Consider the following 20,822-nt stretch of genomic DNA (forward strand, 5'->3'; position numbering starts at 1 on the left):
GTCCACACCTGTGGATGACGGCTTGCCGGTCCCGGCGTGCGCGGGTTAAGTTCGGGCCACCGAGGTTCCCCCGCAGCCTCCGACCGGCCCGGCTCGACGGGGTCTGTGACCTCCGCCACACCGGTGGGAAAAGGCCATCTGACCTGCGAAGACATCAGATTCATACCGGTCCAGCTGCGTCTCGGACCGGCTCTGTCCACAGACACAGAGTCGGGTTCACAACCTGTGGACAAACTTGTGGAGACAGCGCCGCCCGGATCGGGCGGCACGATTGACTCGGGCACGAAAGGCGGCGGGAACCACGTGGAGCACATGACGTCCGACCTCGACCAGGCGTGGCGGCAGGTCGTCAACGACCTCCAGCCCAACCAGCGGGCCTGGCTGCGCGCGAGCAGGCCGGTGACCCTGCACGAGAACACCGCGATCATCGCGGTGCCCAACGACTTCACGCGGGTGCAGTTGGAGGGCCGCCTACGCGGCCAGCTCGAGGACGCGCTGACGGTCAGCTTCGCGCGCGAGATCCGGATCGCCGTCACCGTGGACGCCACGCTGGATGAGGGGCAGATGGCCCCGGAGCATCCACATGTCGCTTCGGAGACAAGTCGAGAGATCGACATGTCGACAATCTCCCAGGCCCCGCCGGCACCCCCGGCACCGGTCTTCGTGCCGGAGGCCACCGAGTCGGTCAAGGGCAGCGCGCTCGAGACCCGGCTCAACCCGAAGTACACCTTCGAGACCTTCGTCATCGGCAGCTCCAACCGGTTCCCCCACGCCGCCGCGGTCGCGGTGGCCGAGGCGCCCGGCAAGGCGTACAACCCGCTGCTCGTCTACGGCGACTCCGGTCTGGGCAAGACCCACCTGCTCCACGCCATCGGCCACTACGTGCGCAGCCTCTACGCCGGCGCCAAGGTGCGCTACGTGTCGAGCGAGGAGTTCACGAACGAGTTCATCAACGCGATCCGCGACGACCGGCAGGACCGGTTCAAGCGGCGCTACCGCGATGTCGACGTCCTGCTCATCGACGACATCCAGTTCCTGGAGGGCAAGACCCAGACCCAGGAGGAGTTCTTCCACACGTTCAACACCCTGCACAACGCCAACAAGCAGATCGTCCTGACCTCCGACCGGGCGCCCAAGCGACTCGAGGCACTCGAGGACCGGCTGCGCAACCGGTTCGAATGGGGCCTCATCACCGACGTCCAGCCGCCCGACCTCGAGACCCGCATCGCGATCCTGCGCAAGAAGGCCGCGATGGACCGGCTCACGGCGCCGCCGGACGTGCTCGAGTTCATCGCGTCCAAGATCCAGACCAACATCCGCGAGCTCGAGGGTGCCCTGATCCGGGTCACGGCGTTCGCCAACCTCAACCGCCAGGAGGTCGACATGACCCTGGCCGAGATCGTCCTCAAGGACCTGATCCCCGAGGGCGGCGAGCCGGAGATCACCGCCTCGCTCATCATCGCCCAGACCGCGTCGTACTTCGGGCTCAGCATCGAGGAGCTCACGGGACCGAGCCGCGGGCGGCACCTGGTCATGGCGCGGCAGATCGCCATGTACCTGTGCCGGGAGCTGACCGACCTGTCCCTGCCCAAGATCGGGGCGCAGTTCGGCAACCGCGACCACACCACGGTGATGTACGCCGATCGCAAGATCAACCAGCTCCTGGCCGAGCGCCGGGCGGTCTTCAACCAGGTCAGCGAGCTGACCAACCGCGTGAAGATGCAGGCTCGCCAATCCTGACCGGCTGACCCTTGTGGGCCCTAGGTTGGTGCCCATGAAGCCTCTCTACACCGCCTCCGCCGTCGCCACGGGCGACGGCCGCAACGGCCACGTCCAGTCCACCGACGGCCTCGTCGACACCGACGTCCGGACCCCGCCCGAGCTCGGGGGTCCCGGAGGCGCGACCAACCCTGAGCAGCTCTTCGCCGCCGGGTACGCCGCGTGCTTCCACTCCGCCCTCAAGATGGTCGCCGGCAAGGCCAACGCCGACACGACCGACTCCGAGGTCGTCGCGGACGTCTCCCTCGGCTCGAACGACGACGGTGGCTTCGGGCTCGCCGTCCAGCTCGAGGTCACGCTGCCCGCCCTGGAGCGGGACCTCGCCGAGCAGCTAGTGGCCCAGGCGCACGAGGTGTGCCCCTACTCCAACGCCACCCGAGGCAACATCGAGGTCACTCTGACGGTCGCCTGACGCCCTCCCCTGCCTGTGGACGAAGGACCCGCGAGGTCCGAACTACACGGGGAGGATCTGTGGAGGAGCGGCCGGGTCCGTCCCGGGACGGATCGTCGTTCCACATCCGCGGCGAGCCGCCCCGCGCTCCTCCACAGCGCCATCCACCCCTCGGCACGCACCTGACCTGCACGTACGCCACTTCTCCACAGTTTCCACCGACGCTATGACGACTACCTACCTGTAACTGTCCAGATCCTCGGTGCACGTCTACCTGGGCCCCTGCCTGGGGATGACTCGTGCGGTCGGTGCCCACGTGGCAGGATGCGCATCCCAGACTTGTGTGATTCCGAGCCACTCCCGAAGGATCCATCGTGAAGTTTCGTGTCGATCGTGACGTGCTCGCCGACGCCGTCGCCTGGGCCGCCCGCAGCCTGCCGGTCCGCCCGAGCGCCCCGGTGCTGGCCGGCCTCCTCATCGACGCCTCGGACGACGGCCTGGTGTTGTCGTCCTTTGACTACGAGACCTCCGCTCGCGCGACCCTGACCGCCGAGGTCAGCGACGAGGGACGCGCCCTGGTCAGCGGCCGGCTGCTCGCCGACATCTGCCGCAGCCTGCCGGCCAAGCCGGTCGACATGGCGCTGGACGGATCCCGGGTCACCCTCACCTGCGGCTCGGCCCGGTTCACGCTGCAGACGATGCCGGTCGAGGACTACCCGACCATCCCCCAGATGCCCGAGGCGACCGGCACGGTGCAGAGCGACGTGTTCGCGCACGCCGTCGCCCAGGCGGTCACCGCCGCCGGCCGCGACGACATGCTGCCGGTGCTGACCGGCGTACGCATCGAGATTGACGGGTCCACGATCTCGCTGCTCGCCACCGACCGCTTCCGCCTCTCGCAGCGTGAGCTCACCTGGGACCCCCGCTCGCCGGACGAGTCCTTGGCCGCGCTGGTCCCGGCCCGCGTGCTCGGCGACACCGCCAAGTCGCTCACCGCGGGCAGCGAGGTCAAGATCGCGCTCTCCGCGAGCGGCTCGGGCGAGGGCATCATCGGCTTCGAGGGCAACGCGCCCGGCGGCCTGCGCCGCACGACCACGCGCCTCCTGGACGGAGAGTTCCCCAAGGTCCGCAGCCTCTTCCCGGCCGAGAAGCTCACCGTCGCCAAGGTCGACAAGGCCGCCCTGATCGAGTCCGTGAAGCGGGTGTCGCTGGTCGCCGAGCGCAACACCGCCGTCCAGCTCGCGTTCAGCGACGGCGTGCTCACCCTGGACGCCGGGTCGGGCGACGAGGCCCAGGCCTCGGAGTCGATCGAGGCCGACATCGAGGGCGAGGACATCACCACCGGCTTCAACCCGCAGTTCCTCCTCGACGGACTCACCGCCATCGACGAGGCCGTCGTCGAGCTCGCCTTCACCCAGGCCTCCAAGCCCGTGGTGCTGAGCGGGGCGGTGGAGGACGGCGGCGCCGACAGCGGCTTCCGCTACCTGCTGATGCCCAGGCGCCTGCTTTCCTGACAGCACACGCCCGCACGCTTTGGGGAGGATTCGCATGGAGCTCGGACTGGTCGGCCTCGGCAAGATGGGCGGCAACATGCGCACCCGGATGCGCAACGGCGGCGTGACGGTCGTCGGCTACGACCACCACCCCGAGGTCTCGGACGCCGAGAGCCTCGAGGCGATGGTCGCGCAGCTGTCGGCACCCCGCGTCGTCTGGGTGATGGTCCCGGCCGGCCAGCCGACCCACGACACGATCATGGAGCTGAGCGACCTGCTCGAGGAGGGCGACCTGATCGTCGACGGCGGCAACTCGCGCTGGACCGACGACATCGCGCATGCCGAGTCCCTCGCCGAGAAGGGGATCGGCTTCGTCGACTGCGGCGTGTCCGGTGGGGTCTGGGGCTTGGAGAACGGCTACGCCCTCATGTACGGCGGCACTCCCGAGGACGTCGCCAAGGTCCAGCCGGCGTTCGACGCCCTCAAGCCCGAGGGCGAGTTCGGCTCGGTCCACGCCGGCAAGGTGGGCGCCGGCCACTTCAGCAAGATGGTCCACAACGGCATCGAGTACGCGATGATGCAGTCCTACGCCGAGGGCTGGGAGCTGCTCGAGAAGGTCGAGATGGTCGACAACGTCACCGAGGTGCTGCGCTCGTGGCGCGAGGGCACGGTGATCCGCTCCTGGCTGCTCGACCTCCTGGTCAGCGCGCTGGACGCGAAGCCCAACCTGGAAGGGATCCGCGGCTACGCCGAGGACTCCGGGGAGGGTCGCTGGACCGTCGAGGCCGGGATCGAGCACGCCGTCGCCACGCCGGCGATCACGGCCGCGCTCTACGCGCGCTTCGTCTCCCGCCAGGACGACTCCCCGGCCATGAAGGCCGTCGCGGCCATGCGCAACCAGTTCGGCGGGCACGCCATGCAGACCAGCGCCCCCAAGGGCGGCGACGCGGACGGCGGTACGCCGGACCAGTCGCCCGCCGCCGAGAAGGCCGGGTCCGGCGACGAGTCCGCGCCGGCCGAGAGCTAGCCGCACCTGCGGTGTACGTCTCCCACCTCACGCTGCACGACTTCCGCTCCTACGCCACCGCCGACGTCGCGCTCGAGCCCGGCGTCACCGCCTTCATCGGCCGCAACGGCCAGGGCAAGACCAACCTGGTCGAGGCGATCGACTACCTCTCGCGACTCTCCTCGCACCGGGTCGCGACCGACGCACCGCTGGTCCGCGCCGGCTGCACGCAGGCCATCGTGCGCGCGGCCGTCGTACGCGAGGGCCGCACGGCGGTGCTCGAGGTGGAGCTCAACCCCGGCAAGGCCAACCGGGCGCGAGTCAACCGCTCGACCCTGCCGCGGGCCCGCGAGCTCGTCGGGCTGGTGCGCACCGTGGTGTTCTCCCCCGAGGACCTGACCCTGGTCAAGGGCGACCCCTCGGACCGGCGGCGCTTCCTCGACGACCTGCTGGTGCTGCGCGTGCCCCGGTTGGCCGGCGTGCGCTCGGACTACGACCGGATCCTGCGCCAGCGCAACTCGCTGCTGAAGACCGCGGGACATGCGCGCCGCGGCTCGAGCTCGCAGGAGTCGGCGCTGTCGACCCTCGCGGTCTGGGACGGTCAGCTCGCGCGCGCCGGCTCCGAGCTGCTGCGCGAGCGGCTCGCGCTGGTCGACGCGCTCCGGCCCTACGTCGGCAACGCCTACGCCACGGTCGCGCGCGGGGCGTCGCGGGAGGACGCCGCGATCGAGTACCGGCCGTCCTTCGAGCTGGGCGAGGATCTCGAGGCCGGGCTGCTCGCCGAGCTCGAGCGACGCCGGGGCGATGAGCTCGACCGTGGGATCTCGCTGGTCGGCCCGCACCGCGACGAGCTCCTGCTGACCCTGGGTGGGCCGGCCGACGCAGGTGGCGTCCGCCTGCCGGTGAAGGGCTACGCCTCGCACGGGGAGAGTTGGTCCTTCGCGCTCGCGCTGCGCCTGGCGTCGTACGACCTGTTGCGCTCCGACGGCGACGACCCGATCCTGATCCTGGACGACGTCTTCGCCGAGCTCGACACCGAACGCCGCGCCCAGCTCGCCGAGCTGGTCGCGGGGGCCGAGCAGGTGCTGGTCACCGCGGCGGTGGCCGACGACGTGCCCGAGGCGCTGGCGGGGACCCGCTACGCCGTGGCCAACGGGGAGGTGACGCGTGTCTGAGCAGGACGTGCCCGAGCCCCCGGAGCCCGGTGTCCCCGAGGAGCCGCACGCCGACGACGGCCTGGACCTGGCGCGGGCCCTCACCCGCGCGGTCGCCGGCTCGACCCCCCGGCGCCGGGCCCAGGCCCGCGGCCGCTCGCGCCCCGGCCTCGCCGGCCGGGTCAGCGGGGCGCACCCCGACGACCGCGACCCGCAGACCCTGGACACGACCCTCGCCCGCCTGGTCGACGACCACGGCTGGGCCCTGGACCTGCGGATGCGCGGGGTCTTCGCGCGCTGGCCCGAGCTGGTCGGGGCGGAGGTCGCCGCCCACTGCACCCCCGAGACGTTCACCGACGGCAAGCTGCTGGTGCGCACCGACTCCACGGCGTGGGCCACCCAGCTCACCCTGCTCGCGCCGACCGTCGTACGCCGGCTCAACGAGGAGCTCGGCCCCGGCACCGTGATCGCCATGGACGTGGCCGGACCGCACCTGCCGAGCTGGAAGAAGGGCCGCCGCAGCACCCGCGACGGGCGTGGCCCCCGCGACACCTACGGCTGACCGGGGATCCATCCCGCCGCCCGCACCAGACGATCTGCGAGCCGCGCGACGGTATGGGGACCCGTGCGCCCCCCTGTTCGGGCCTCCGCGAGGCGCCTATGGGGCGCTCAGCGGCGTATTTGTCCACAGATCCCCCCCGCCTCGGGGCAACACGCGTGGAATACGGCCCTAGAACCGGTATCATGGACATCGGCCGCCGTGACGGGACTACACCCCGGTCCGTCGGCCTTCTGTGTGCCATCCCACCGTTAGATGAGGTTCTGCGTGTCCGACGCCAGCCCCCAGCCGCACAGCACCGTCAGCGGCGAGTACGACGCATCCGCGATCCAGGTCCTCGAAGGCCTCGAGGCCGTGCGCAAGCGCCCCGGCATGTACATCGGCTCGACCGGTGAGCGTGGGCTGCACCACCTCATCTGGGAGGTCGTCGACAACTCCGTCGACGAGGCGCTGGCCGGCCACTGCGACCGGATCGTCGTCACCCTGCTAGCCGACGGCGGGGTCCGGGTCGAGGACAACGGCCGCGGCATCCCGACCGACACCGCGCCCGGGCAGGAGATGCCGGCGCTCACGATGGCGCTCACCATGCTGCACGCCGGCGGCAAGTTCGGCGGGGGCGGCTACAAGGTCTCGGGCGGCCTGCACGGCGTCGGCATCTCGGTCGTCAACGCGCTCTCGACCCGCGTGATCGCCGAGGTCCGCAACCGCGGCCACGAGTGGCGCCAGACCTTCACCATCGGCGTGCCCGACGGGCCGCTGGAGCAGGTCCGCCCGATGGAGCCCGGCGAGCGCACCGGCACCACGATCACCTACTACGCCTCGCCCGAGATCTTCGAGACGACGACGTACTCGCTGGAGACCATCACCAACCGCATCCGCGAGATGGCCTTCCTCAACAAGGGCCTGGAGATCGTCGTGCGCGACGAGCGCCCCGCGGCCGACGACCTCGTGGAGGCCGTCCAGGACGCCACGGTGGAGGGCGAGGTCGACACCGCCGGCCACGACGCGATCAAGAAGGCCGAGGGCGGCGGCCTGGAGCAGGTCTTCAAGTACGACCGCGGCCTGGTCGACTACGTCGAGCACCTCAACCGCCGCAAGGAGAAGGCCAACCCCACGATCATCGCGTTCGAGGCCGACTCCGACCTGTTCTCCAACGGCAAGGGCGCGGCCGACGCCGACCACCACATGAGCCTCGAGGTGGCCATGCAGTGGAACACCTCCTACACCGAGTCGGTTCACACCTTCGCCAACACGATCAACACCCACGAGGGCGGCACCCACGAGGAGGGGTTCCGCTCGGCGCTCACCTCGCTGGTCAACCACTGGGGCGAGGAGTGGGGCCTGATCAAGAAGCGCGAGGACCGGGTCTCCGGTGACGACATCCGTGAGGGACTCACCGCGATCATCTCGATCAAGCTCGGCGAGCCGCAGTTCGAGGGCCAGACCAAGACCAAGCTCGGCAACACCGAGGCCAAGGGCTTCGTGCAGCGCCTGACCAACGACCAGCTGGGCGCGTGGTTCGAGCAGAACCCCGCCGAGGGCCGCGACATCGTGCGCAAGAGCCAGGCCGCGGCCTCGGCCCGGATCGCCGCCCGCAAGGCGCGCGACCTGGCCCGTGGCCGCAAGGGGCTGCTCGGCGGCGGCGGCCTGCCCGGCAAGCTCTCGGACTGCCAGTCCACCAACCCCGCCGAGTGCGAGGTCTTCATCGTCGAGGGCGACTCGGCCGGCGGCTCCGCACGCCAGGGCCGCGACCCGCGGGTCCAGGCGATCCTGCCGATCCGCGGCAAGATCCTCAACGTCGAGAAGGCGCGCATCGACAAGGTGCTCGCCAACGCCGAGGTGCAGGCGATCATCTCCGCACTCGGCACCGGCATCCACGAGGAGTTCAGCCTCGAGAAGCTGCGCTACCACAAGGTCGTGCTGATGGCCGACGCCGACGTCGACGGCCACCACATCAACACCCTGCTGCTCACGCTGCTGTTCCGCTTCATGAAGCCGCTCATCGAGCACGGCTACGTCTACATGGCCCAGCCCCCGCTCTACCGGATCCGCTGGAACAAGCCGGCCGAGCACGAGTTCGTCTACTCCGACGCCGAGCGCGACCTGATGATGCGCGACGGTCTCGAGCAGGGCAAGAAGCTCCCGAAGGAGAACCCGGTCCAGCGCTACAAGGGCCTCGGCGAGATGAACGCCGAGGAGCTGTGGGAGACCACGATGAACCCCGAGCAGCGGCTGATGCTGCAGGTGACGCTCGACGACGCCGCCCAGGCCGACGAGATCTTCTCGATCCTCATGGGCGAGGACGTCGAGCAGCGCCGCTCCTTCATCCAGCGCAACGCCAAGGACGTGCGATTCCTCGATATCTAGGTATCTAGCAGCTTCCCTAGACATCGATAGACGCGACGAGAGAGACGAAGACACGTGAGCGAGACCCCCACTGACACGACCGGCGGCCCGGGCGGGCCCGAAGGCCCCGGGCCCGGCGGCCGGATCGAGCCGATCGAGCTGCAGACCTCCATGCAGCGCGCCTACATCGACTACGCGATGGCGGTCATCGTCGGCCGGGCGCTGCCCGACGTACGCGATGGGCTCAAGCCGGTGCACCGCCGGGTGATCTACGCGATGTTCGACGGCGGCTACCGCCCCGACCGCGGTTTCTCGAAGTGCTCGCGCGTCGTCGGTGACGTCATGGGTCAGTACCACCCGCACGGCGACACCGCGATCTACGACACCCTGGTGCGCCTGGCGCAGCCCTGGGTGATGCGCGCGCCGCTGGTCCAGGGCCAGGGCAACTTCGGCTCGCCGGGCAACGACTCCGCGGCCGCGATGCGCTACACCGAGTGCCGCATGGCGCCGCTCGCGCTGGAGATGGTGCGCGACATCGGCGAGGACACCGTCGACTTCCAGCCCAACTACGACGGCCGCTCGCAGGAGCCGGTCGTCCTGCCCGCGCGCTACCCCAACCTCCTGGTCAACGGCTCGGCCGGCATCGCGGTCGGCATGGCCACGAGCATCCCGCCGCACAACCTGCGCGAGGTCGCGGAGGGCGCCAAGTGGGCGCTCGAGCACCCCGACGCCACCCGCGAGGAGCTGCTCGACGCGCTGCTGGAGCGGGTCAAGGGTCCCGACTTCCCCAACGGCGCCATGATCGTCGGCCACGAGGGCATCGAGCAGGCCTACCGCACCGGCCGCGGCTCGATCACCCAGCGCGCCGTCATCGAGGTCGACGAGGACAACCGCGGGCGGACGATCCTCTCGATCACCGAGCTGCCCTACATGGTCAACCCCGACAACCTGGCGCTGAAGATCGCCGAGCTCGCCGACTCCGGTCGCGTGCAGGGCATCTCCGACGTACGCGACGACTCCTCGGGCCGCACCGGCCAGCGCCTGGTCGTGGTGCTCAAGCGCGACGCCGTGGCGCGCGTCGTACTCAACAACCTGCTCAAGCACACCGAGCTGCAGACCAACTTCAGCGCCAACATGCTGGCGCTGGTCGACGGTGTGCCGCGCACGCTCTCGATCGACCAGTTCATCAGCAACTGGGTCACCCACCAGGTCGAGGTCATCCAGCGTCGCACGCGCTACCGCCTGGCCGAGGCCGAGCGACGGGCCCACATCTACCGCGGCCTGGTGAAGGCGCTGGACCAGCTCGACGAGGTCATCGCGCTGATCCGCCGCTCGCCCGACGTCGCCGAGGCCCGCACCGGCCTGATCGAGCTCCTCGACATCGACGAGGAGCAGGCCGACGCGATCCTGCAGATGCAGCTGCGGCAGCTCGCCGCCCTGCAGCGCCAGAAGATCATCGACGAGCTTGCCGAGCTCGAGCTCAAGATCGCCGACCTCGAGGACATCCTCGCCAACGAGGCGCGCCAGCGGCAGATCATCGGCGACGAGCTCACCGAGATCACCGACAAGTACGGCGACGAGCGGCGCACCCAGATCATCGCGGCCGACGGCGACCTCTCGATGGAGGACCTGATCCCCGACGAGGACCTGGTCGTCTCGATCACCCGCGGCGGCTACGCCAAGCGCACCCGCGCCGACCAGTACCGCTCGCAGAAGCGCGGCGGCAAGGGCGTGCGCGGCGCGACCCTGCGCGGCGACGACGTCGTGGAGCACTTCATCGCGACCACCAACCACCACTGGCTGCTGTTCTTCACGACGGCCGGTCGCGTCTACCGCACGAAGGCCTACAACCTGCCCGAGGCCTCGCGCGACGCCAAGGGCGGCCACGTGGCGGGGCTGCTCAGCTTCCAGCCGGACGAGTCGATCGCGCAGGTGCTGGCGATCCGCGACTACGAGCAGGCGCCCTACCTGGTGCTCGCGACCCGCAACGGCCTGGTCAAGAAGACCCGGCTGGGCGACTACAACAGCCCGCGGCAGGCCGGCGTCATCGCGATCAACTTCCGTGAGGACGACGACGAGCTGATCGGCGCCGAGCTGGTCAACGCCGAGGACGACATCCTGCTGGTCTCGCGCAAGGGCTCGGCGATCCGGTTCCGCGCCGACGACGCGCAGCTGCGGCCGATGGGCCGGGCGACGTCCGGGGTCTCGGGCATGAAGTTCCGCAGCGACGACGACGCGGTGCTGTCGATGTCGGTCATCCGCGCGGCCCAGGCGGCGGCGGAGGACTCCGACGAGAACGTCCAGTACGTCTTCACGATCACCGACGGCGGCTTCGCCAAGCGCACCCGGATCAGCGAGTACCGGCTGACCAACCGCGGCGGGCTCGGCGTACGCGCCATGGCCCTGGCCAATGAGGACCGCGGCGGTCTGGTGGGTGGCTTCATCGTCGAGGACGGCGACGAGGTGCTGGCGATCACCCAGGGCGGGCAGGTCGTTCGCAGTCCGATCAACGAGGACTTCCGGCCCACCGGGCGCTCGACCATGGGCGTGAAGTTCGTCTCGCCCAAGGCCGGGGACTCGGTGGTCGTCGTGGCTCGCTCGGTCGAGGCCAAGGTCATCGAGGAGGCCGAGGAGAATGCGGAGCACCACGCCGCGGACTCGGCTACGGAGACGGGCGAGTCGTCGGATGTGGTCGTGGATGTCACAATCGAGGAGTCCACTGACCCGGAGAACCCCGACGACAGGCGAGAGTGAGGGCTGATGACGGAGCGTTCCGCCCAGCCAGCCACCCCCCGCACCCAGACCCGCCCCGGGTCGGATCGCCCGACGGCGGACGACACCGCCGTACGGCCTGCGCTGCGTGAGCGGATCCAGGCCAAGGTCGCCAACGTCACCGACGAGCACCGCGCCAACGCGGAGCCGGAGTCGAACAAGGCGGCCAAGAAGGCGGCGGGCTCCGCCAAGCCGCCGCGGCGCGCCCGCCTGCGGCTGACCCGGATCGACCCGTGGTCGGTGATGAAGACGGCGTTCCTGCTCTCGGTCGCGTTCGGCGTCGTCACCGTCGTGTCCGTGGTGATGGTGTGGTCGGTGCTCGGCGCCGCCGGCACCTGGGACTCGATCAACGACGCCATCCGCGACAGCATCGGCGGCACGGAGACGGCCAACTTCGACATCGAGAACTACATCGGCACCTCGCGGGTCGTCGGGTTCACGATGCTCGTGGCCGCCGTCGACGTGATCCTGCTGACCGCGATAGCGACCCTCGGCGCCTTCCTCTACAACATGGCCGCCGCGCTGCTCGGCGGCATCGAGGTCACCCTCGCGGAGGACAACAACTGAGCCCGGCCGCGAGGTGCCCAGCCGTTTTGTGGGGCGCGTTCGCGGTGGGGTAATGTTCGCGGCTGGCAGTCGCCACACGGGCCTATAGCTCAGACGGTTAGAGCGCTTCCCTGATAAGGAAGAGGTCAGAGGTTCAAGTCCTCTTAGGCCCACCACCCACCCATCCGGGGCACCGCCCCACCTGCCACGGGAGACAGCATGAAGAAGGCCCTTCTGGTCCTCCTCGCAGTCGGCGGCGCCGTCCTGGCCCGCCGCAAGGCCGCCGAGAGCCGCGCCGAGCAGGCCCTGTGGGCCGAGGCCACCGACAACGTCGAGAAGGCCTGACTCCTCGACCTCCAGGGGCCTTGGCGCAATTGGTAGCGCACCTGCTTTGCAAGCAGGGGGTTAGGGGTTCGAGTCCCCTAGGCTCCACAGAGAGAAGCCGCAGGTCAGACTGCGGTTTCTTCGCATTTCGGGGCTAACCCCCTGCTGACTTTCTGATCGTTGTGGGGGACTGGTGGGGGAAATGGACCCAGCTCAAGCATGGTTCGAAGCAGGTGCTGCGGGCTCCGGTGGACGCATGCCCGAAGATGGGTGCCATGCCCATCCCGGACGACGTGTGGAACGAACTCATCGAGATGCACCCGGGAGAGCTCAAGAACCGCGGCCCGCTCGCGGCGCGATGGGGCGATGGGGCGCTCGAGGAGCTCATCGAAATGGGCCACCTGACCGCCGAGGGCGGGCGAGTGAGCCGCACCAAGGTCTCGGTTGACGCAGAGAGTCTTTGGGACGTTCTCCCGGAGGACGGCTCGTCGATCGGCAACCAGCGAGCCCGCACCGAGGTTGGCTGGAAAAGCGAGAAGCGGTACGACGCCGCCAAGGCGCTTCTGCTCGCGACAGATGAGATAGCTGTGGGGCGTGGCAGGGGCGGATCTGTCCGCCGGCGAATCGACGGGGGGGACGAGATGACGGCTCCACCCCAAGCGGGGGCGGCACCGATCCAGGCTGCTCCGGCCTCCGCCAAGCCCGCGTCGGCCGCGAAGTCCAAAGCGCTGAAGCCGACCAAGTCGCTTGAACAGCGTCTGTGGGAAGCTGCCGACGCGCTGCGCGGCAACCAGGAGCCCAGCGAGTACAAGCACGTCGTTCTGGGTCTGGTCTTCCTCAAGTACATCTCCGACCGCTTCGAGGCGCGCCGCAGCGAGCTCGAAGCAGAGCTCGTGGCAGACGGCATGCCCGAGAACCGCATCGCGGACTTCCTTGAAGCGCGCGATGAGTACGCCTCCAAGAATGTCTTCTGGGTGCCTTCCGAGGCGCGCTGGGAGGCAATCCAAGAACGAGCGAAGCTGCCGACCGTGGGCACCGACGTCGATGCCGCCATGGACCTCATTGAGAAGGAGAACCCGGTCATCCGGGGTGTGCTCCCTCGCAACTACGGCCGGGAAGGGCTCGACAAGGGACGCCTCGGCCAGCTCGTCGACCTGATCGGATCCATCGGTTTCACTGAGACCGACGACTACGGATCCGACGACGTGCTCGGCCGGGTGTATGAGTACTTCCTAGGTCAGTTCGCCGGCAAGGAGACGGGCAAGGACGCCGGCGCGTTCTACACACCTCGCAGCGTGGTAAAGACGCTCGTCGAGATGCTCGAGCCGTTCGAGGGTCGCGTCTACGACCCCGCCTGCGGCTCAGGTGGCATGTTCGTCGAATCTGCGAAGTTCGTTGCCGCTCACGGGGGCACCAGCAGCAAGATCTCCGTCTACGGCCAGGAGTACACCGACGCCACCTGGAGACTGGCCAAGATGAACCTCGCACTCCGCGGTATCGAAGCTGACCTTGGCGAGCGCGCGGATGACTCCTTCGCTCGTGATCTCCACCCGGACTTGCGCGCCGACTTCATCCTCGCCAACCCACCGTTCAACGTGTCGAACTGGTGGGACGCGAAGCTCGCCGACGATCCCCGCTGGAAGTACGGCACGCCGCCTGCCGGAAACGCGAACTTCGCCTGGGTTCAGCACTTCATCCACCACCTCTCTCCAACGGGCACCGCAGGCTTCGTCCTCGCCAACGGATCCCTGTCATCCAAGTCGATTGGCGAGGGCGAGATCCGCCGCAAGCTCGTCGAGGCCGACCTCGTCGACTGCATCGTCGCCATGCCGGACCGGCTCTTCTTCAACACGGGTATCCCCGTCAGCCTGTGGTTCGTCTCCAAGGAACGCCACGGCAACGGCCACCGCGACCGCCACGGCGAGGTGCTCTTCATCGATGCCCGCAAGCTCGGCCGGATGGAGACTCGACGGCTCCGCGTCTTGGATGACGCCGACATCGCAAAGATCGCCGACTCCTACCACGCCTGGCGCAACCACGACAGCCGTTACGAGGACGTGGCCGGATTCGTCAAGGCGGCGACTCTCGACGAGATCAAGAATCACGGCTTCGTCCTGACCCCAGGCCGGTACGTCGGCGCCGCGGAAGCGGAGGTCGACGACGAACCTATCGCGGAGAAGATCGAGCGGCTTACCAAGGAGTTGTTCGCCGAGTTTGACCATGGGCGGGAACTCGAGACGGAGATCCGCGCGCGACTGGACGAGTTGCCATGACGTATCTAGGCGAGCTCGTCGACATGACCTTCGGAAACGCATTCAAGAGCACCGATTTCAGTACTCGCGCGTCGGACATTCGCCTACTGCGAGGCGACAACGTCGCACAAGGTCGGCTCCGCTGGGATGGGGCCAAGCGATTCCCCGCGACGAGACTTGCTGAGGTAGTGCGCTACGAGCTACGCGCGGGCGACGTTGTCATCGCAATGGACCGCCCATGGATCGCGGCTGGGCTCAAGTACGCCGTTGTCCGCGAAAGTGATCTCCCATGTCTTCTGGTTCAGCGAGTAGCGCGTCTTCGAGCAAAGGGGGCCCTTGATCAGGGCTACCTGGTGGCCCTCATCGGAAGCAGGGCCTTCACCGACTACGTCGTCGGGGTGCAGACCGGTTCGGCCGTGCCACACATCAGTGGTGGGCAGATCGCGGACTTTACGCTTCCGTCATTGCCAACTCTCAAAGAACAGCGCGCCATCGCCGCCACCCTCGGCGCCCTCGATGACAAGGTCGAGTCCAACCGCCGCGCGATCGACCTCCTCCGCCGACTGGCTGTCGCGAGTCTTCGTGGGGCCGCACGAGAGCAACGACGCGTGAGCGACGTGGCGGAGGTACGTAAGGGCCTTTCGTACAAGGGCGCGGGCCTGACCGATTCGGTGTCAGGGTTGCCAATGGTCAATATGGGCAGCGCTGCAAACTTCGGCTGGCTGAAGCGAACGGGTTTCAAGTACTACAAGGGCGAATACAAGCCGCGGCACATTGCGCCAGCCGGCTCTCTTGTCGTCACCGGTGTCGAGCAGACCTGGCGGCACGAGATCATCGGATGGCCTCTTCTCGTACCATCCGATGTCGGTGACGTGCTGTTCACCCACCACATGCTGCTGGTGACGTTCGCTCCGGAGCACGACTGGATGCGGCTACCGCTCTGGGCGCACCTGTACTCGCCGGCAGCGCGCGCCAAGTTGGAGAGCACGATCCACGGCACGACCGTTGCCACGCTTCCGGCTGGAGCGTTGAGCGATCTGTCCTTCACCGTCCCGAGTCGGGAATCTTCTGCCATAGCCGCTGCAGATGCGATGGTCCGCCGGGCCTGGGCACTAGAGACCGAATCTGAGCACCTCTCCGCACTACGCGACACACTCCTTCCCGAACTCCTTTCTGGTCGAATCCGCGTGCCGGAGACCGTCGACGTCGTACAAGATGTGCTCAACGAAAGTGAGAGTGCCTGATGGGCTTCCAGACGCCGCTCTACGAGTTGAGCGACTACCTGAAGTGGACGACGAGCGGCAAGATCCAGCTCCCCGACTTCCAGCGGGGATACAAGTGGGAGGACGAGCGGATACGGCAGCTGCTGGTCACGATCCTGCGGGGTCATCCCCTTGGAGTGGTCATGCTCCTCAAGGCCGGCAACGACCAAATTCGGTTCAAGCCCCGTCCTGTCGAGGGCGCGAAGGTCCCCGACGGTGCAGTCGCTGAGTCACTGTTGCTTGACGGTCAGCAGCGACTCACGTCACTCACCCAGGCACTGACGGCCGATGGCGTGGTGGACACGATGGACAGTCGCGGCAAGCGGATGAGCCGCCGCTACTACGTTGACATCGATCTCGCCCTAGAAGGCGAGGACCGCATGGACGAAGCGGTGCTGTCCCTGCCTGGAGACGGAGTGGAGCGGACCAACTTCGGCAAAGACATCGTGCGCGACGTCTCCACTTCAGAGAAGGAGCGAGAACAAGGGCTCTTCCCGTTCCGGCTGCTGTTCGGAGGCGCCGACACGGTGACGTGGCTCTTCGCCCTGGAGGACAAGGAGGAGGCGAGCCAGTTCCACGCCCAGGTGATCCAGCCGGCGAACACCTACAACATCCCTGCGATCGAACTCGACAACTCGACGAGCAAGTCAGCGGTCGCGACCGTCTTCGAGAAGGTCAACACCGGCGGACTCTCGCTCAACGTCTTCGAGCTGCTCACCGCCACCTTTGCCGGCGACAAGACCTACTTCGATAAGCATGGCACCGACTTCCGGCTCAACGACGACTGGAAGGAGACCCAGGCGAAGTTCGCGTCGTACCCGGTTCTCGCGGGCCTGGAGAACACCGACTTCCTCCAAGCCCTCACGTTGCTCGCCACCAGGAAGCGCAACCTTGCCGACACCGGGTCCCGCCCTCCGGCAATCAGCGCGAAGCGTGAGGATGTTCTCAAGCTCACTCTCGATGACTACCTCGAGTGGGTAGGGCCGCTGCGCGAAGCGTTCATCTGGGCTTCGGACTTCCTCGCCGACCGACACATCTTTGACACGCGGTTCCTTCCCTATGCAAAGCAACTCGTGCCGCTTGCAGCCATCCGGGTCGTGATGGGGCATGACGCTGACCTGCTCGGCCCGCGCAAGAGAATCGTTCGCTGGTTCTGGTGCGGCATCCTGGGCGAGCTCTACGGCTCGGCCATCGAGACCCGCTTCGTCCGTGACTTGGAGCAGGTGCCGGCATGGGCACGCGGCGATGTCGATGCTCCGACGCCCAACACGATCAACGACGCCACCTTCGTCGAGTCTCGGCTGCACTCCCTGCGGACTCGGCTGGCTGCTGCGTACAAGGGCATCTACGCCCTTCTGCTCGATCACAAGGCGCGCGACTGGATGGAGGACAAGGCCCTCGACAAGGTCCAGTACGTCAACCTCGCTGTCGACATCCACCACATCTTCCCGCAGAAGTGGTGCAACGAGAACGGGATCGACGATGAGCACCGGGAGAGCATCGTCAACAAGACGGCGATTTCGGCTGTCACGAACAGAACCATCGGAGGCGCTGCCCCGTCGGCCTACCTGCAGGTCATCGAGAAGAAGGCGCAGATCTCCCCCGAGCACCTCGACGGGTTGCTCGAAGCACATCTGGTGCCAGCCGAGTTGCTGCGCGCGGACGCCTTTGACGGCTACTTCGTTGCCCGCAGGGAGCGGCTGTGCCAACTGGTCGAGGCGGCGATGGGCAAGGGCGTGCCACGCGATGTCGATCGAGGTGAGTCGGAGGAAGACTCCGCGCAGTTCGAGATCACTGAGATCGAAGAGCTCCCGGACGAAGCGGAGTAGGCCCGTGACCGGATTCGACGAGTCGGTGATCGAGGCCGCCGCGCTCGACTACCTTCGCGAGATCGGCTACTCGACCGAGTTCGGCCCGAACATCGCGCCGGGAGGACTTGCCGACGAGCGTCGGTCGTGGGACGAGGTCTACCTACTCGCCCGGCTGCAGGCCGCCGGTCAACGACTCAACCCCGATCACACGGGCCTCGTGGACGAAGCGATCAAGCGGCTGCGCCGCGCGGAGTCGCAGTCCGAACTCGCCGAGAACCTCCGCGTCCACCAACTGCTGATCGATGGAGTGCCCGTCGAGCACCGCGGCACAGACGGTCAGGTGCGCACGGCGTACGTTCGGCTGGTCGACTTCGACGAACCCGCCAACAATGACTGGCTCGCGGTCAATCAGGTCACCGTCGTGGGCACGAAGAACCGTCGACCCGACGTAATCGTCTACATCAACGGCATCCCGTTCGCGCTCCTGGAGTTGAAGAACTCGGCCAACGAGCACGCGACGCTCCGCACCGCCTGGAATCAGGTTCAGACCTACCGCGCGGATACCCCTGCACTGTTCACGCCCAATGCGATGACCGTGATCTCAGACGGCACTTCCGCAGCGATGAGTTCCTTCACCGGCGCCTTCGAGCACTACGCACCGTGGAAGACCATCGACGGCCGAGACGTCGTCACCAACAAGTCCGCCCTGGAAGTCCTGCTCAAGGGGGTGTTCGAGCCGGCACGGTTCCTTGACCTGCTGAAGAACTTCATCATCTTTTCCGACGAAGCCAATGGGTTGGTCAAGCGCGTCGCGAAGTACCACCAGTACTGGGCGGTCAATGCCGCGGTCGAGTCCACGGTAGAGGCTGCCGGGCCGGGCGGCGATCGCCGCGGGGGCGTCGTCTGGCACACCCAGGGCTCGGGCAAGAGCATCGAGATGCTGCTATATGCCGCCAAGCTGATGCGGGATCAGCGGATGGGCAACCCGACGCTCGTGTTCCTCACCGATCGCAACGACCTCGACGACCAACTCTTCGGCGAAGTCTTCGCACCCGCGGCGATCCTGCCCGAGAAGCCCGTACAAGCGGCGTCCAGAGCCGATTTGCGCTCGCTGCTGCAACGGGCTTCGGGCGGCATCGTCTTCACCACCCTTCAGAAGTTCGCGCCGCTGGCCGGCGACGACATCAACCCGGTGCTGACGGATCGACGCAACGTCATAGTCGTGGCCGACGAAGCCCACCGCTCGCAGTACGGTTTCGGCGAGACCCTGGCAGCTGACGGCACACTCAAGGCGGGCCTCGCGAAGCACATGCGTGACGCGCTCCCAGGAGCGACCTTCCTCGGGTTCACCGGAACGCCCATCGAGTCCGGCGATAAGTCCACCCGCTCGGTCTTCGGCGACTACATCGACGTCTACGACCTCACGCGCGCCGTCGAGGACGGCGCGACGGTCAAGATCTACTACGAGTCCAGACTCGCCAAGATCGCGCTCTCCGATTCGGACATGAGCGCCCTCGACGAGCTGGCCGACGAGATCACGAGCGAGATCGAAGAGGATGAGGCGCGGAAGACGAAGTCCAAGTGGGCACGGCTCGAAGCCATCGTGGGCGCTGAAGATCGTCTCGACCTCATCGCAGCCGACATCGTGCAGCACTGGGAGAAGCGCCGGGAGGCGATGCTCGGCAAGGCGATGATCGTGACGATGTCGCGCCGTATCGCCGCACGCCTCTACGAGAAGATCGTGGCTCTCCGTCCCGACTGGCACGATGACGACCCGATGGCCGGCGGCATCAAGGTCGTCATGACCGGCTCTGCTGCCGACCCCCCGGCGTTCCAGCCTCACCTGCATTCCAAGGACGTACGGCGCGACATCAAGGCACGGGCCAAGAACCCCGACGACCCCCTCGAGATCGTCATCGTCCGCGACATGTGGCTGACCGGCTTCGACGCTCCGTCGATGCACACGATGTATGTCGACAAGACGATGCAGGGCGCCGGCCTTATGCAGGCAATCGCACGCGTGAACCGAACGTTTCGCGACAAGCCCGGCGGGTTGATCGTCGACTACATCGGCGTCTTCGCCAATCTCCAGAAGGCACTCGTCGAGTACTCCCCGTCCGACCGTGACCAGGCCGGCGTGCCGATCGAAGAACTCGTCGACGCCATGCTCGAAAAGCACGACATCGTCCGGGGCCTCCTGCACGGCTGCGACTTCGATTCATCGCCCAACCTCGCCGCTGGTCCGCGACTTGCCGAGCATGCGAAGGTGCTCGACTTCGTCATGGCCGACCCTGACCGACAGGGCCGCTTCCTCGACCAGGTCCTCGCTCTGGCCAAGACCTACGCACTCGCCGGCGCCCGGGAGGAAGCGGCGACCATCCGAAACGACGTACGACTCTTCACCGACGTACGCGCAGCGATCCTGAAGATCCTCAACCCCGACTCCGGGCGCGGGGGATCAGGCGCCGTGGAGGTCGACACCGCTATCGGCCAGCTCGTAAATGAGGCCGTTTCCGCGGACGAGGTGGTGGACATCTACAAGCTCGCCGGTGTTGAGACACCCGAGATCTCCATTCTCTCCGACGAGTTTCTCGACTCCTTGGCCCACAAGGACAAGCCGAACCTCCAGCTCGGGCTGCTACGCAGAATCCTCAGCGACCGGATCCGGACAGTCTCCCGATCGAACCTCGTGCAGTCGCGGAAGTTCTCGGAGCAGCTGGAGGAGGCGATCAACAAGTACACCAATCGGGCGCTGACGACGGCCGAGATCATCGCCGAGCTGGTCAAGCTCGCCAAGGAAATGCGCGACCAGGCCAACCGCCACGAGCAACTCGGACTGACTGAGGCCGAAGCAGCTTTCTACGACGCCATCGTCCAGAACGAAGCAGCAGTTCTTGAGCTCGGCGACGAGAAGCTGAAGAAGATCTCCGTCGACCTCGTCTGGTCGGTCCGCAACTCCGTGACGATCGACTGGAACTACAAGGAGTCGGTCAAGGCCGGAATGCGATCGAAGGTCCGTCGGCTGCTCGCCATCAACGGCTACCCGCCCGATCTCGAGGAAAGGGCCATCGAGTTGATTCTCGAACAGGCGGGACTGTTCGCTGACGTGAGCACCGGCTGATGGGTT

The 20,822-nt window shown here is 67.4% G+C and carries 14 protein-coding genes and 2 tRNA genes; all 16 read left to right on the forward strand.

What is annotated here, in order from left to right:
• Nucleotides 1–312 precede the first annotated feature (312 nt).
• The 16 genes from dnaA (at nt 313) to LQ940_RS00080 (ending at nt 20,816) form a co-directional block, all read left to right on the forward strand.
• Nucleotides 313–1,740: a chromosomal replication initiator protein DnaA gene (gene dnaA / locus LQ940_RS00005; protein WP_231241251.1), complete on the forward strand. Its 1,428-nt coding sequence runs from the start codon at nt 313–315 to the stop codon at nt 1,738–1,740.
• Nucleotides 1,741–1,765: 25 nt separating this feature from the next.
• A complete protein-coding gene (locus tag LQ940_RS00010; RefSeq protein WP_231241250.1) occupies nt 1,766–2,191 on the forward strand; it encodes an organic hydroperoxide resistance protein in 426 nt (141 codons plus the stop codon).
• A gap of 353 nt (nt 2,192–2,544) precedes the next feature.
• Nucleotides 2,545–3,684, forward strand: a complete 1,140-nt coding sequence (gene dnaN / locus LQ940_RS00015; protein WP_231241249.1) for a DNA polymerase III subunit beta — start codon at nt 2,545–2,547, stop codon at nt 3,682–3,684.
• Nucleotides 3,685–3,718: 34 nt separating this feature from the next.
• Complete coding sequence (gene gnd, locus LQ940_RS00020) at nt 3,719–4,690, forward strand: phosphogluconate dehydrogenase (NAD(+)-dependent, decarboxylating) (protein WP_231241248.1); 972 nt, start codon at nt 3,719–3,721, stop codon at nt 4,688–4,690.
• 11 nt (nt 4,691–4,701) lie between these two features.
• Nucleotides 4,702–5,844: a DNA replication/repair protein RecF gene (gene recF / locus LQ940_RS00025; RefSeq protein ID WP_231241247.1), complete on the forward strand. Its 1,143-nt coding sequence runs from the start codon at nt 4,702–4,704 to the stop codon at nt 5,842–5,844.
• Complete coding sequence (locus LQ940_RS00030; protein WP_231241246.1) at nt 5,837–6,385, forward strand: DUF721 domain-containing protein; 549 nt, start codon at nt 5,837–5,839, stop codon at nt 6,383–6,385. Before recF ends, LQ940_RS00030 begins: the two co-directional genes overlap by 8 nt.
• Nucleotides 6,386–6,637: 252 nt before the next feature.
• Nucleotides 6,638–8,749, forward strand: a complete 2,112-nt coding sequence (gene gyrB, locus LQ940_RS00035) for a DNA topoisomerase (ATP-hydrolyzing) subunit B (protein ID WP_269214280.1) — start codon at nt 6,638–6,640, stop codon at nt 8,747–8,749.
• Between the two features lie 150 nt (nt 8,750–8,899).
• Nucleotides 8,900–11,482 (forward strand): DNA gyrase subunit A, encoded by a 2,583-nt coding sequence (gyrA, locus tag LQ940_RS00040; RefSeq protein ID WP_231241463.1) that lies wholly within the window; start codon nt 8,900–8,902, stop codon nt 11,480–11,482.
• A gap of 6 nt (nt 11,483–11,488) precedes the next feature.
• Nucleotides 11,489–12,067, forward strand: coding sequence for a DUF3566 domain-containing protein (locus LQ940_RS00045; RefSeq protein ID WP_231241244.1), 579 nt, complete (start codon nt 11,489–11,491; stop codon nt 12,065–12,067).
• 78 nt (nt 12,068–12,145) lie between these two features.
• A tRNA-Ile gene (locus LQ940_RS00050) sits at nt 12,146–12,222 on the forward strand.
• 43 nt (nt 12,223–12,265) lie between these two features.
• On the forward strand, nt 12,266–12,391 hold the full coding sequence (locus tag LQ940_RS00055) for a DLW-39 family protein (RefSeq protein WP_231241243.1): 126 nt from the start codon (nt 12,266–12,268) through the stop codon (nt 12,389–12,391).
• A 14-nt stretch (nt 12,392–12,405) separates the two neighbouring features.
• Nucleotides 12,406–12,478 (forward strand) — tRNA-Ala (locus tag LQ940_RS00060).
• A gap of 167 nt (nt 12,479–12,645) precedes the next feature.
• Nucleotides 12,646–14,643: a type I restriction-modification system subunit M gene (locus LQ940_RS00065; protein ID WP_231241242.1), complete on the forward strand. Its 1,998-nt coding sequence runs from the start codon at nt 12,646–12,648 to the stop codon at nt 14,641–14,643.
• Between the two features lie 23 nt (nt 14,644–14,666).
• The gene (locus tag LQ940_RS00070; RefSeq protein ID WP_231365056.1) at nt 14,667–15,866 is read left to right on the forward strand and encodes a hypothetical protein; all 1,200 of its coding nucleotides are present in this window, start codon (nt 14,667–14,669) and stop codon (nt 15,864–15,866) included.
• Nucleotides 15,866–17,713: a DUF262 domain-containing protein gene (locus tag LQ940_RS00075; protein WP_231241240.1), complete on the forward strand. Its 1,848-nt coding sequence runs from the start codon at nt 15,866–15,868 to the stop codon at nt 17,711–17,713. The genes LQ940_RS00070 and LQ940_RS00075 overlap by 1 nt, the downstream gene beginning before the upstream one ends.
• Nucleotides 17,714–17,717: 4 nt before the next feature.
• Entirely contained in the window at nt 17,718–20,816 is a 3,099-nt protein-coding gene (locus tag LQ940_RS00080) for a type I restriction endonuclease subunit R (RefSeq protein WP_231241239.1), read from the forward strand.
• The last annotated feature ends 6 nt before the right edge of the window (nt 20,817–20,822 follow it).

It is taken from the genome of Nocardioides sp. cx-173, from assembly GCF_021117365.1.
GTDB lineage: Bacteria > Actinomycetota > Actinomycetes > Propionibacteriales > Nocardioidaceae > Nocardioides.

What these genes read in the sequence shown, in the direction of transcription:
- dnaA (WP_231241251.1), top strand. Translation starts at nt 313, where the DNA reads ATGACGTCCGACCTCGACCAGGCGTGGCGGCAGGTCGTCAACGACCTC.
- gnd (WP_231241248.1), top strand. Translation starts at nt 3,719, where the DNA reads ATGGAGCTCGGACTGGTCGGCCTCGGCAAGATGGGCGGCAACATGCGC.
- gyrB (WP_269214280.1), top strand. Translation starts at nt 6,638, where the DNA reads ATGAGGTTCTGCGTGTCCGACGCCAGCCCCCAGCCGCACAGCACCGTC.
- gyrA (WP_231241463.1), top strand. Translation starts at nt 8,900, where the DNA reads ATGCAGCGCGCCTACATCGACTACGCGATGGCGGTCATCGTCGGCCGG.
- LQ940_RS00045 (WP_231241244.1), top strand. Translation starts at nt 11,489, where the DNA reads ATGACGGAGCGTTCCGCCCAGCCAGCCACCCCCCGCACCCAGACCCGC.
- LQ940_RS00055 (WP_231241243.1), top strand. Translation starts at nt 12,266, where the DNA reads ATGAAGAAGGCCCTTCTGGTCCTCCTCGCAGTCGGCGGCGCCGTCCTG.
- LQ940_RS00065 (WP_231241242.1), top strand. Translation starts at nt 12,646, where the DNA reads ATGCCCATCCCGGACGACGTGTGGAACGAACTCATCGAGATGCACCCG.
- LQ940_RS00070 (WP_231365056.1), top strand. Translation starts at nt 14,667, where the DNA reads ATGACCTTCGGAAACGCATTCAAGAGCACCGATTTCAGTACTCGCGCG.
- LQ940_RS00075 (WP_231241240.1), top strand. Translation starts at nt 15,866, where the DNA reads ATGGGCTTCCAGACGCCGCTCTACGAGTTGAGCGACTACCTGAAGTGG.